At 32.7% G+C, this 11,975-nt stretch carries 11 protein-coding genes; 10 read left to right on the top strand and 1 reads right to left on the bottom strand.

Features of this window, described 5'->3' with window-relative positions:
• Nucleotides 1–39 precede the first annotated feature (39 nt).
• The gene (locus tag ACI313_RS06555; RefSeq protein WP_320609050.1) at nt 40–1,569 is read right to left on the bottom strand and encodes an L-lactate permease; all 1,530 of its coding nucleotides are present in this window, start codon (nt 1,567–1,569) and stop codon (nt 40–42) included.
• Nucleotides 1,570–1,723: 154 nt separating this feature from the next.
• On the opposite strand from ACI313_RS06555, the gene mraZ reads away from it, so the two are divergent.
• The 10 genes from mraZ (at nt 1,724) to ACI313_RS06505 (ending at nt 11,903) form a co-directional block, all read left to right on the top strand.
• The gene (mraZ, locus tag ACI313_RS06550) at nt 1,724–2,155 is read left to right on the top strand and encodes a division/cell wall cluster transcriptional repressor MraZ (RefSeq protein ID WP_320609049.1); all 432 of its coding nucleotides are present in this window, start codon (nt 1,724–1,726) and stop codon (nt 2,153–2,155) included.
• A gap of 2 nt (nt 2,156–2,157) precedes the next feature.
• A complete protein-coding gene (gene rsmH / locus ACI313_RS06545) occupies nt 2,158–3,084 on the top strand; it encodes a 16S rRNA (cytosine(1402)-N(4))-methyltransferase RsmH (protein WP_439755592.1) in 927 nt (308 codons plus the stop codon).
• A gap of 2 nt (nt 3,085–3,086) precedes the next feature.
• Nucleotides 3,087–3,386, top strand: a complete 300-nt coding sequence (locus ACI313_RS06540) for a hypothetical protein (RefSeq protein WP_320609048.1) — start codon at nt 3,087–3,089, stop codon at nt 3,384–3,386.
• A gap of 16 nt (nt 3,387–3,402) precedes the next feature.
• Nucleotides 3,403–5,607: a penicillin-binding transpeptidase domain-containing protein gene (locus ACI313_RS06535; protein WP_320609047.1), complete on the top strand. Its 2,205-nt coding sequence runs from the start codon at nt 3,403–3,405 to the stop codon at nt 5,605–5,607.
• A 70-nt stretch (nt 5,608–5,677) separates the two neighbouring features.
• The gene (locus tag ACI313_RS06530) at nt 5,678–6,934 is read left to right on the top strand and encodes a hypothetical protein (RefSeq protein ID WP_320609046.1); all 1,257 of its coding nucleotides are present in this window, start codon (nt 5,678–5,680) and stop codon (nt 6,932–6,934) included.
• Between the two features lie 8 nt (nt 6,935–6,942).
• Nucleotides 6,943–8,028 carry a cell division protein FtsZ gene (ftsZ, locus tag ACI313_RS06525; RefSeq protein ID WP_320609045.1) on the top strand — a complete coding sequence of 362 codons (1,086 nt, stop codon included), beginning with the start codon at nt 6,943–6,945 and terminating at the stop codon, nt 8,026–8,028.
• Between the two features lie 145 nt (nt 8,029–8,173).
• On the top strand, nt 8,174–8,644 hold the full coding sequence (locus ACI313_RS06520; RefSeq protein WP_439755591.1) for a DUF4358 domain-containing protein: 471 nt from the start codon (nt 8,174–8,176) through the stop codon (nt 8,642–8,644).
• Nucleotides 8,645–8,653: 9 nt separating this feature from the next.
• Nucleotides 8,654–10,006 (top strand): MBOAT family O-acyltransferase, encoded by a 1,353-nt coding sequence (locus tag ACI313_RS06515; RefSeq protein WP_439755590.1) that lies wholly within the window; start codon nt 8,654–8,656, stop codon nt 10,004–10,006.
• A gap of 13 nt (nt 10,007–10,019) precedes the next feature.
• Nucleotides 10,020–11,153, top strand: coding sequence for a DHHW family protein (locus ACI313_RS06510; protein WP_320609042.1), 1,134 nt, complete (start codon nt 10,020–10,022; stop codon nt 11,151–11,153).
• Between the two features lie 3 nt (nt 11,154–11,156).
• On the top strand, nt 11,157–11,903 hold the full coding sequence (locus ACI313_RS06505; RefSeq protein WP_320609041.1) for a GDSL-type esterase/lipase family protein: 747 nt from the start codon (nt 11,157–11,159) through the stop codon (nt 11,901–11,903).
• The last annotated feature ends 72 nt before the right edge of the window (nt 11,904–11,975 follow it).

The following is an 11,975-nucleotide window of genomic DNA, read 5'->3' as shown; positions in this document are numbered from 1 at the left end:
TTTTTTTGTTATGGAATGTAATGAAATTAAATCTATTTTTTATAAAAGCTTTGCTCCAACAAAAGCGTAAATAGACATAATAATTAAGAATAGAAGACCATATGGAAGAATTTTTCCTAATAATTTGGCATCTTCGCCTTCTTTTTTTACTGAACTTAAAGCAATGGCAATGGATTGTGGAGACATCATTTTACCAGCTGCAACTCCCATTGAATTTAGAGCAACAATCCAATATGTATTAGCATTTAATGCTTGTGCCGCACTTGCTTGCACAGCTCCAAAGAATACTCCTGAACTTGTTCCTGAACCTGTTACAAAACATCCTAATGCTCCAATCCAAGGAGCGACTAAAGGATAGAACGGACCAGTAATACTTATCGCAAAGTTGGCAATGCTAGCAATCATTCCAGCGTATCCCATGACTTTGGCACATCCAAGAACAGAACACATTGTAATCATAGTAGCTTTCATTTGTTTTAACGTTGATATGAATACAACTTTAAAATCATTCCATGTAGCTTTTTGGATTTTGCCACCAATAAAAGCAGATAAGAAAATCCAAACTCCAGGGGTGTTGATCCATGCAAAAGTTAATGTATTTGGATTATCACCACTATAGAATTGTACACTTGAACTAAATTGTGATAAGGCACTATTGATTGGCGCAATTAATTTAGATGTTAATAATAAGAAAACAAAAATGAAAATAAAAGGTGACCAAGCAACTAGACAAGACTTAACATCAAGTTTATTTTCGTTTTTAGGTAAATCCATTTGATATTCTGGATTTGGTTTTACTTTTGATCCTAATAAAATTGTAACTAAAAGAGAGCAAACACTACCAACAACTACAGCAAGTTCAGCTCCTACAAAGTTTCCAACGATAATCATAGGAATGAAAAAACTAAGTCCTGAAGCAAGAGTTGGAATCCATACTCCTTTCAATGCTTTAAATCCTTTTCCTGTTGCGATAACAATAAGAATCGGACACAACATGATAAAAGGAGCTAGTTGAATTGCAGTGTAAAACGACAAAGTTGTGTTTTCTAATCCGATTAAATTTGCAAGCGTAACAGTTGGAATACCAATGGATCCAAATGGAGTTGGCACACCGTTGGCAATTAAGCAAACTAAACAAGAAAAAATAGGATTAAATCCCATTGCATATAACATTCCAGCAGGAATCGCAATCGCAGTTCCAAATCCTGCCATCCCTTCCATAAATCCTCCAAAACACCATGCAAGAATTAATACAAGAATTCGTTTGTCATTTGTCATTGAACTTAACATTTGTTTGATGACTTCCATTGCACCTGTTTTTAATGTCAGATTGTATGTAAACATCGCAGCTACGATTACAAGGATAATTGGCCATATTGCATTTGCGAATCCTTCTATGGTAGCAGTGACAATATTGATCATTGGCATTTTCCATATTGTGAAGGCTAAGACAATCGCAACAAGCAAGGATCCCATTGCAGCTTTATAAGTAGGCATTTTAAGAACAATCAATGCCAAAATGAGCCAGATAATAGGTAATAAACCTAGCAAAAAGTATAAAAAATTCATAACTTTTCTCCTCCTGTTTCAAATTATATCAAATTCTTCCTTTGTATCATAAAAAATCTTATTTTTTTAGAAAAGGAATTGGATTTTAAACCTAAATGTTGTAAGATAGTGGTACAAAGTAGCATTTTGTGTTGAATAGTGGGGGGTGAAACACATGTTCATGGGCGAATTTGAGCATAATATTGATCGCAAGGGGCGATTGATCATGCCTGCAAAATTTCGCGAAGAGTTAGGTGAACGTGTGGTCGTAAACCGCGGATTAGATGGATGTCTATATGTATATACAATGGCCGAATGGGAAAAAGTATATGCGAAATTATCTGCGTTGCCTTCAACCAAAAAAGATGCACGTATGTATCAGCGTATGATGTTATCCAAAGCATCAGAGTGTGAAATGGACAGTCAAGGAAGAATTTTGATTCCATCATCTTTAGTCGCTTTGGCTGGACTAGAAAAGGAGTGTCTGATTATAGGAGTTGCCAATCATATAGAAATATGGGCTAAATCAACTTGGGAACAATTAGAAGAAGAACAAGATGGTTTATTTGAAGAAGTGGCAGAAAATATAACAGATTTATTTGGTTAATTATGGAACATGTAAGTGTATTATTAAACGAAACAATTGATATGTTGAATGTGAAAGATGATGGTATTTATGTAGATTGCACACTTGGCAGAGGGGGCCATAGTAGTGCAATCTTGAAAAGGTGTAAAAATGGTCATTTATATGCAATTGATTGTGATCAACAAGCCATTGATGAAAGCAGCGAACGTTTATTAAAAATAGGTTCTAATTTCACTTGTATTCATAATACTTTTGAAAATTTAGGAAATATTCTTGATTCACTAGGAATTGAAGGTGTTGATGGTATTTTGCTTGATTTAGGTGTTTCTTCGCCGCAATTTGATGATGAAAAAAGGGGTTTCAGTTATCGAATGGATGCGAGATTGGATATGAGAATGAATCAAGAACAGGAATTAGATGCCTGGAAAGTGGTAAATGAATATCCGGTCAGTGAATTAACACGCATATTCAAAGAATATGGAGAAGATCCATTTGCGTATAAAATCGCTTGTAGAATTGAAAAAGTTCGTGAAGAAAAACCAATTGATACAACACTTGAATTAGTGGATGTGATTCGAAGTGCTTTGCCTGAAAAAGTTCTTCATAAAAAAGGACATCCTGCTAAACGTATATTTCAAGCAATTCGTATTGAAGTTAATCATGAATTAGATCAGCTTGCAGTCGTTTTAAAAGAGGGGTTAAAACGATTGAATCCACAAGGAAGAATGGTTGTAATCACATTTCATTCATTAGAAGATCGAATGGTAAAAAATGTGTTTAAGGAAGTTGCAGTTCCTAAAAAAGTGGACAAACGATTACCAGAATTAAGGATAGAAAAATTAGATTATCAATTAGTAAATAGAAAACCGGTTACGGCAACAAATGAAGAGCTAAATAATAATAATAGAGCACATAGTGCTAAGCTCAGGGGAATAGAAAGGATAGAGTGAGAATGCGAAATAATAAAAAAAATAATAAGAAAAGAAGAATAAGAAAAGATATGTGGATTTACTGCGTATTCGCACTTTCACTATTGGTATTCTGTCTAGCACGTTTTGGATTAAAATCATATAATATTACTTTACAAATGAAAGAACAGGAACTTGCAGCTGAGGTTAATCAGAAACAAGAAGCAGTAAGTGAGCTAGAAACAGAGGTCAATAATCTACAAAATAAAACTCGTTTGTTAGGAATGCTTGACAGTTCCGTAAAAGACAATCAAAATAATGTTTATATTATTGGAACAGAATAGATGGGATTGACACTAAATGAAACAAACGAATAAAGGAATTTATCGTATTATAATGGTTATGCTTGTAATTGGGACATTAGTGATTGCTAATGTTCTTTTTACCATGGTTACGAAAAAACATATATGGTCAGGTGAAAATGCTTTGAACTCACAAATTGCTTCAAGCATTATTGAAGAAAAAGTTCAAGGTAAAAGAGGGACCATTTATGATCGAAATTATAATGTAATTGCACAACAAACAGTGGCGTATACAATTGTAGCTACGTTGCCTTCATATGATTCAAAAGGAAATATTGATGGACCCTATGATGAGTCAGGAAATCCTGCTTATGTTGAAGATACAGCAACTACCGCTAGAGCGCTTGCAAAAGTATTAAAGAATACTAAGCGTAAAACTTTGCAGGCTATTTTGGACAATGCTATTGAAGATGGTTTGATGCAAACGGAATTAGGAACTGGAACAAAACGTATTTCAAAAGAATTAAAAGAAAAAATTGAAAAGTTGAATTTATCGGGGATTACTTTCAAAGACGATGTATCAAGAAGCTATCCCGTTTCACCTTTTTCATCAAATTTAATTGGTTTTGCGTCTTATGATGAAGATGCTCAGACTATTGTTGGAAAAATGGGATTAGAACAAAGTATGAATGATATATTATCAGGAACAGATGGTTTTGTGCGGTATCAACAAACTGTTTCAGGGTCCGTTTTACCTGGCACAATAACAGTTTATGAAGAAGCAACCAATGGCGATAATGTTGTTTTAACACTTGATTCCAATTTACAAGAAACTGTTGAAAGTGTTATGAAATCAACAATGGAAGATAATGAAGCTGAAAAAGCATGGTGCTGTGTTATGGAAGTTGAAACGGGTGAAATCTTAGCTTGGGCAAGTTATCCTACATTTGATCAAAATCAGCCAATAGAAATTCCAAGTTACACAGATAATATTAGTGAAATGAATTTTGAACCCGGTTCCGTCATGAAAGTAATGACATATGCTACAGCGATTGATACAGGGGTATTCCCAGAAAACACATATTTTAGAGCTGGTGAATTTAATTATATGTATGATACTACAACCGGAAAAATCAAACGAACAAGTGAACCGGTTGAAGGATTTCCTACGATTCGCGATGCCTTGGAAAAAGATTTTGGTACGATTACATTTGAAACGGGACTCGCTTATAGTTCTAATGTTGGAATTTGTGAGTTACTTGCCAATTATGTAAATTATGATGACTTTGAATCGTATTTGAAAGCATTTGGTTTCTTCCAGGCAACGGATATTCCTTATGTAAATGAAACAACAGGATGGGAAAGTATGGACACTGTCATTGATTATTTATCAACTGGTTTTGGACAATCGAGTTCAATTACAGTTCTTCAGTTGATGCAAGCGTATAGTGCTATATTTAATGATGGAAATATGGTTCGTCCTTATGTTGTTAAGCAAATAGAAGATGGAGATTCTAATGAAGTTATAAAAAATTATGATACGGAAATTACAGGAACGCCAATTAGTCAAGAAACCGCATCTAAAATGAAAGACTTGATGAAAGATGTATTAAAAGAAGGAGCAAGTGGAGCTCGCTTTGCAATTGATGGAGTTGACATGATTGCTAAAACAGGAACAGGTGAATACTACGATGAAGAAACTGGTACATATAGTACATCAATTTATTCTTCAAGTATTATGGCAGCTGCTCCGTATGATGATCCTAAAATTATGGTTTATTGGGGAATGCTAAGTCCTAATTATGTTAATTATTCGGCAAGTTACTTTCAATCTATTATGCAAGCGGCATTAATTGCCGAAGGAATTAGTGGTGGAGATACACAATCAGATGATGATGGAGGAGAAAATTGGTCTACGTATACAATGCCAATGTTGATTAATCATACAAATGACTATGTAACAAATAAGCTTCAAGGAATTGATGTACCTAGTATAGTGATTGGAAATGGGCAAAATATTGTAAATCAATATCCTAAAAAAGATTCCTTAGTAACAAGTAATGATCGTATTTTTATTTTGACAGATGGTTCGGATATAACAATGCCAAATATGACGGGTTGGTCTTATAAAGATGTAAAGGTTTTTTGTGACCTTGTAGGAATAGAATTCAGTGCTTCTGGTCAAGGTCTTGTAAGTGAACAAAGCATTGAAGAAGGAAAACAAATTCAATCGAATACGAAGTTAGAAGTAAAACTAAGTTAAAATAATAGAATTTCTACATTATTTGTGATATTTTATGTTATTATAGATAAGTAAAAAAAGGAGACGTCAAATGAGCAAAAAACAAGTATATGCATCATTAGAAATCGCAGATCAAGAGGTTCGTTTAGTCGTTCTTGAAGTTTTTGATGGAAGATACAATGTATTGAGAACAGAAAAAGCTGCTTGTTCAGGAATTGAAAATCAAAAAATTGTTGATGAAGCAAGCGTTGTTATGTCAATACGTGAAGTTATGACCAATGCACAAGCTGCTTTAGGCTACCGCATTGAAAGAGTTTTATTAGCTATACCAAGTTTGAAGGTACAAAGAAACAACCAGAGAGTTCATATACAAATTGAAGATGGTACTAGAACCATTAGATTGTTCCATGTCCAACAAGGATATAATAAAGCTATTCAAAGAAAAGCTTCAGATGAAGTTGAATTTGTGAATATGAACCGTATTATTTATGAAGTAAATGGTATGGAAACAAAGAAACTTCCATTGCAGGAATCTTGTGATGATTTTTATATGAATGTCGATTTATTATATGCTGATAAAGAAACAATCTATTCGTATGCTAAGTGTGTAGAACAAGCAAATTTAGAGATTCTAGATTTATGTCTTGATTCGTATGCCATTGCCCAACAAACGGCTTGCTTGGAAATGAGTTATGATCGCATGATGATCCAATTGGATTTAGAAGCAAATCACTGTACTCTTTCTGTGTTCTCTAAAGGTCGTTTGATGAATACTACTTCTTTAAACACAGGTTATAACTGGTTTACATCGGAGTTAAAAGAAAAGTACAATTTGAGTGACGATATTTGTTATCGTTTATTACAAAATTTATTCCATAGCGATGAATCAAAGGCATCTGATATTATTGTTTATATTGGACAAAATGATGAGAATCGCGTGGAAATTACAGAAAAAGAATTAATGGAATCTTGTATGCCAAAGATTCGTTCTTGGATTGCGCAAATTAATGAAACATGCGCACCTATTGTAAAACAATCGAAATCTCGTTATATTTTAACTGGACAAGGCTCTAATATTAATGCATTCAAAGAATTAACGGGTTCTTTTAATGCGGAAGCAATTGTATATCAAGAAACTTGTATGGGAGCTAGAGATGGAAGTTATGTTTGTGGTCTTGGAATGGTTTATGCATGGAAAGAAATCAATAAGATTCGCAGTATAGATAAAATCAGTCCAAACAACAATGAATTAGAAGCAAGTATTGATGCTATCAGCCAACAAAGCCATAAAGGTGATGGTGGTTTTACTAAGAAATTGAAAAATGTAATTTTAACAGAAAGGAAATAGGTGTAAATATGACAGAATTTAATCAAGTAGCTAATATTAAAGTATTTGGAGTAGGTGGTGGAGGTTCTAATGCCGTAAACCGCATGGTTGCCAGTGGAGTTAAAGGTGTTGATTTCTACATTGCGAATACAGATGTACAAGTAATGAAAAACTCACCATGTGAAAACAAAATTGTTTTAGGAAAAGACACAACTAAAGGATTAGGAGCTGGGGGAAACCCTGAATATGGACGTAAAGCAGCTGAAGAAAGCGAATCAGAAATTCGTGAAGCTGTAAAAGGTGCAGACATGGTTTTCATCACTGCAGGAATGGGTGGTGGAACTGGAACAGGTGCAGCTCCATTAATTGCTAAGGCAGCTCGTGAAGAAGGTGCTTTAACAGTTGCTGTTGTAACTCGTCCATTCACTTTTGAAGGTAGAAGACGTGCAAACAACGCAAAAGAAGGAATCGAAGAATTAAAGAAATATGTTGATTCATTCATTATTGTTTCAAATGATAATTTATTAGAAGTTATCGGGCGTAAACCAATTGAAGAAGCATTCCAAGCGGCTGACAATGTATTAAGACAAGGTGTGCAAACAATTTCTGATTTAATCGCGGTTCCTGCATTAGTTAACTTAGACTTTGCGGATGTTCGTTCTGTAATGGCTAATCAAGGTCGTGCTTTAATTGGTATTGGTATGGCAGAAGGTGAAGACAAAGCTATTTCGGCTGCTGAAAAAGCAATTCAATCACCTTTACTTGAATCACAAATTCATGGGGCACAATCTGCAATTATCAATATTACAGGTGGAGATAAAGTTAGTTTATTTGATGCACAAAATGCTGTGGCAGTTATTCAAGATGCTGCTGGTGGAGAAATTGACTGTATTTTCGGTATCGCCATTAATGAACAACTTGGGGATGCTATCATTGTTACAGTTATCGCAACTGGATTCGAAGAAACAAAACAAATCAAGAAAAGAGCAGAAGCTGCAGCTGCAAATCAAAAGACGTATGTTCAACCAAAAGTCGCAACAACAACTGGAGTTGTAACAAGCGTTGAAGATATTGATCAAGATGAAGAAATTCCTAATTTTTTCTTTAATCGCTAATAAATGATATGAATTGAACCTCTTAGGAGGTTCTTTTTTTTCTGATTATTAAGAAATAATTAATTATTTCCAATATTTTGGTCAAAATCATATTTTGAATTAAAAAAAAATGATATAATACAAACTACAATAAGGGGAGATAAACATGAAGAAATATCAAATAGGACAAATAATTTGTGTAATATGTATTGCTTTTTTTATGTTCACACAAATTCGTATACCAAAAGAATCCGGGGCTAATTTTGAAGTTGTTTCTCAGACAACAATTGCCAAAGTAGATACTTCAACACTTCAACAACAAGATAACCTTGAAATTAAGCGATTTCTTTCTTTAAATCCAGAGGAATATGAATCGATTGTGTATTATAAAGACACAGATGCTATGAAGGCAAGTGAATTTGTCATTGTAAAATTCAAAAATAGTGATCAAGCCAATCAATTTCGCAATTCCATTGATCAAAGAATAGAAAACCAACAAAAAGTATTTGATGGCTACATTGAAGACCAAGCATCTTTGTTGAAACAATCTATAGTAGATATACAAGGAAATTATGCTTTGTATGCTGTTTTGCCAAATGCAAAAGAAGTTGATGAAACGTTTTTGTCAGTAATATAGGAGGAGAATATGTCTTTTAATAGTTTATTATTTGTATTTTTATTCTTGCCTGTATCTGTAATTCTTTCTTTTGTGTGCAAGAATAATAATCTTTTTATTGTTCTTATATCGTTTTTATTTTATGCATGGGGAAACCCTATTTCATTAGTATTACTTATTCTTTATATTTTATTAAATTATTTTACGGCTCTTTCTTTTGAAAAAGCAGAAGGAAAACAAAGAAAAATTACTTTGATTATTGCGATTGTTGTACAAGTTGCTGTCCTATTTATATATAAATATTTAGATTTTTTCTTGCCATTTATCAAAGTTGAATTACACGCACCTATTGGATTATCGTTTTTCACATTTAGTTGTCTTTCTTATTTACTTGATGTTTATTTTGGAAAATGTAATGCACAACATAATTTAATTCGCTTGGCTTTATATGTATCTTTTTTTGGCAAAGTTACTATGGGTCCTATTGTGCAATACAATGAAATGGTAGATCAAATTGACAATCACCCATTCCAAATTGATTTATTTTGTGACGGCATTAAGAAACTTTGCATCGGATTAACGAAAAAAGTAATTTTGGCTGATTCATTATCTTTAGTACATATGAATTTAATGGAATCTCAAAGCGTGCTTGGCTCTTGGCTTCTTGCGATTACATACATGCTTCAAATTTATTTTGATTTTAGTGGATATTCCGATATGGCAATTGGAATTGGTGAGATGTTTGGATTTAAATTTAAACAAAATTTTAATTATCCTTATATCGCAACTTCCATTCAAGATTTCTGGAGACGTTGGCATATTTCTTTATCTCTTTGGTTTAGAGATTACATTTATATTCCTTTAGGTGGTTCAAGGGAAGGAAATAATAAATATATTCGCAACATCTTCGTGGTATGGCTTCTTACTGGTTTATGGCATGGAGCTAATTGGACTTTTATTGTATGGGGGTTATATTTTGCGGTTTTACTTCTTTTTGAAAAGTTTGTTTTGAAAAAGTTTTGGGATAAAGTGCCTAAATTTATATGCCATATTTATACATTATTTTTAGTGTTAATTAGCTGGATTTTCTTTATGAGTGATAGTTTATCATCGGCTTTCCAATGTATTTTACATATGTTTGGAATGCAAGCATCACTATTAGACTCAGTTGCTTTATTTAATTTGAAAAGTTCATTCATTTTATTAGTTATTAGTATATTATTTTGTCTTCCAATTCGAGATAAAATAGAATCATTTATTTGTTCAAAATGGAAACAAAAAGGAATGATAGGACTTGTAGTTGTTTACCTTGTTGTATTTTTAGTAAGTGTAAGTTTCATGATTTCAAGTTCATTCCATTCGTTTTTATATTTTGCGTTCTAGAAAGGAAATGAATATGGAAAAACAAAAGTTAATTTTATCACGGCTATTGATGCTTGTTATGATTCCTATCATTGTCTTGACTATGATTATAAATATTGTTGTACCTGACAAAAAAATAAGTGAAGTAGAAAATCGTTCTTTACAAAGTTTCCCGGCTTTTTCGGTTAATTCGTTATTAAATGGTGAATTTGAAAAAGATATGGGAAATTGGTTTAGTGATCAATTTGTAGGAAGAAATACATTATTGCATATTAAATATATCGTTAATAAAATGACGGGTGTTAAACAAATGGATAATGTGTTCTTGTCTTCTTCATTGATTGAACAAGCGAGTTCAGCTAATGCAGGACAATTGTCTCGTAATTTAGATAGTATTAATTCTTTTTATGCGAGTCATGCTAATTTGAATTTTCAATTTCTATTGATTCCTAATGCCGTAAGTATTCAATCAGATTTAGTTCCTAAATACGCATATACTGAAGATCAAAATCAACAAATGGATACCATTTATGGAAAATTAGATCAAAACATAAAAAATGTTGATGTTCGTTCCGTTTTGAAATCACATGCTGATGAATATTTATATTATAAAACAGATCATCATTGGACTAGTTTAAATGCATTTTATACGTTTCAAGAATTTGCAAAAGCATCAGATTTAGGGAAAGTTAAAAAATCAGACTATAATGTGTATCCAGTAAAGACAGATTTCAAGGGAACATTGGCAAATAAAACAGGTTCAGTGGGTTTAAAAGATACGATAGAAATATATGTACCAAAAGAAAATAGTGACTACATTTATACGAATACAGCAGCTTCGATTAAATCTCGTTCACTTTATTCATTAGAAGCATTGGATTCATCCAATCCGTATAATGTATTTTTAAGTGGAAATGCTCCATATGCCAAACTAGAAATGAATAATGACTCACAAAAACATTTGTTGGTTTTCAAAGATTCATATGCGAATGCGTTTATTCCTTTCTTAGTTCCATACTATCGTACTATTACAATTGTGGATCCACGATACTACTTTGATGACATTGAGAGTGTAGTTACTAAAGAATGTATTTCTGATGTTTTATATTTATATAATGCAAATACCTTTGTACAAGATACATCGCTTTCAGATGTATTAGGAGAATAGTATATGAAAAAGAAAAAAGTAATAGGAATTAGTATCGTTGTAATTGCTCTAATAATTGGATGTGTATGTTTTAATATGTTTTCACAGTCCAAAACAGATAAAGGAATTGCGTATTTGCAAGCACAAGAAAAATTAAAGGTAGAAGATATTCAAGAAGAATTAAATAAGAAAAAACAAGCTGAATTACAAAGTGCAGTTGAACAAGGAAATTTAGATGTATTTAGTTTAGTTGATGATTTTGTTTTTTATGGTGATTCTCGTGTAATGGGATACTATGTTTATAATCTATTAGATGCTAATCGTATTTTTGCAGGTAGTGGAAATACATTGTACAACGTTAGTGATTGGGATGAACAATTAAGAAGTTTAAATCCATCGAATGTTTTTATTTCTTATGGAGTAAATGACATGGGAAGTGATTTGGATAATGATTATGAAGGTGGATATGAGGGGTTAGCTAAAGTACAAATGAATCATATTTTAGAAATAGTTCCGAATGCTTCTATTTATTTGTGCTCTATTATTCCTTGTTCACCAGAAGTTACAAAAGAAAAACCGTATTGGGCAAAGTATGAAGATTATAATTCTAAACTTCAAAAAGCATGCAATGCAGTTGAAGCTTGTACATATGTTGATGTGACTGGTTTAGCAGATGGTGGAAATGCCAATATTTATTCTGGAGATGGAATTCATTTTTCACCGTCATTTTATACAGATTGGTTAACGGCAATTGTTAATAAGATGGATTAATGGCTATGAATCATAGCCATTTTTTTTGTCTACATAAAACCCCCAGATATTCTGGGGGTCAGGAAAAGCTTT

The organism is Floccifex sp., assembly GCF_051873495.1.
Taxonomy (GTDB): Bacteria; Bacillota_I; Bacilli_A; order Erysipelotrichales; family Erysipelotrichaceae; genus Floccifex.
Note: the sequence above shows the minus strand (reverse complement) of the source record. Positions and strands in the feature narration are given on the sequence as shown.

What these genes read in the sequence shown, in the direction of transcription:
- ACI313_RS06505 (WP_320609041.1), top strand. Translation starts at nt 11,157, where the DNA reads ATGAAAAAGAAAAAAGTAATAGGAATTAGTATCGTTGTAATTGCTCTA.
- ACI313_RS06510 (WP_320609042.1), top strand. Translation starts at nt 10,020, where the DNA reads ATGGAAAAACAAAAGTTAATTTTATCACGGCTATTGATGCTTGTTATG.
- ftsZ (WP_320609045.1), top strand. Translation starts at nt 6,943, where the DNA reads ATGACAGAATTTAATCAAGTAGCTAATATTAAAGTATTTGGAGTAGGT.
- rsmH (WP_439755592.1), top strand. Translation starts at nt 2,158, where the DNA reads ATGGAACATGTAAGTGTATTATTAAACGAAACAATTGATATGTTGAAT.
- ACI313_RS06530 (WP_320609046.1), top strand. Translation starts at nt 5,678, where the DNA reads ATGAGCAAAAAACAAGTATATGCATCATTAGAAATCGCAGATCAAGAG.
- ACI313_RS06520 (WP_439755591.1), top strand. Translation starts at nt 8,174, where the DNA reads ATGAAGAAATATCAAATAGGACAAATAATTTGTGTAATATGTATTGCT.
- ACI313_RS06515 (WP_439755590.1), top strand. Translation starts at nt 8,654, where the DNA reads ATGTCTTTTAATAGTTTATTATTTGTATTTTTATTCTTGCCTGTATCT.
- mraZ (WP_320609049.1), top strand. Translation starts at nt 1,724, where the DNA reads ATGTTCATGGGCGAATTTGAGCATAATATTGATCGCAAGGGGCGATTG.
- ACI313_RS06555 (WP_320609050.1), bottom strand. Translation starts at nt 1,569, where the DNA reads ATGAATTTTTTATACTTTTTGCTAGGTTTATTACCTATTATCTGGCTC.
- ACI313_RS06540 (WP_320609048.1), top strand. Translation starts at nt 3,087, where the DNA reads ATGCGAAATAATAAAAAAAATAATAAGAAAAGAAGAATAAGAAAAGAT.
- ACI313_RS06535 (WP_320609047.1), top strand. Translation starts at nt 3,403, where the DNA reads ATGAAACAAACGAATAAAGGAATTTATCGTATTATAATGGTTATGCTT.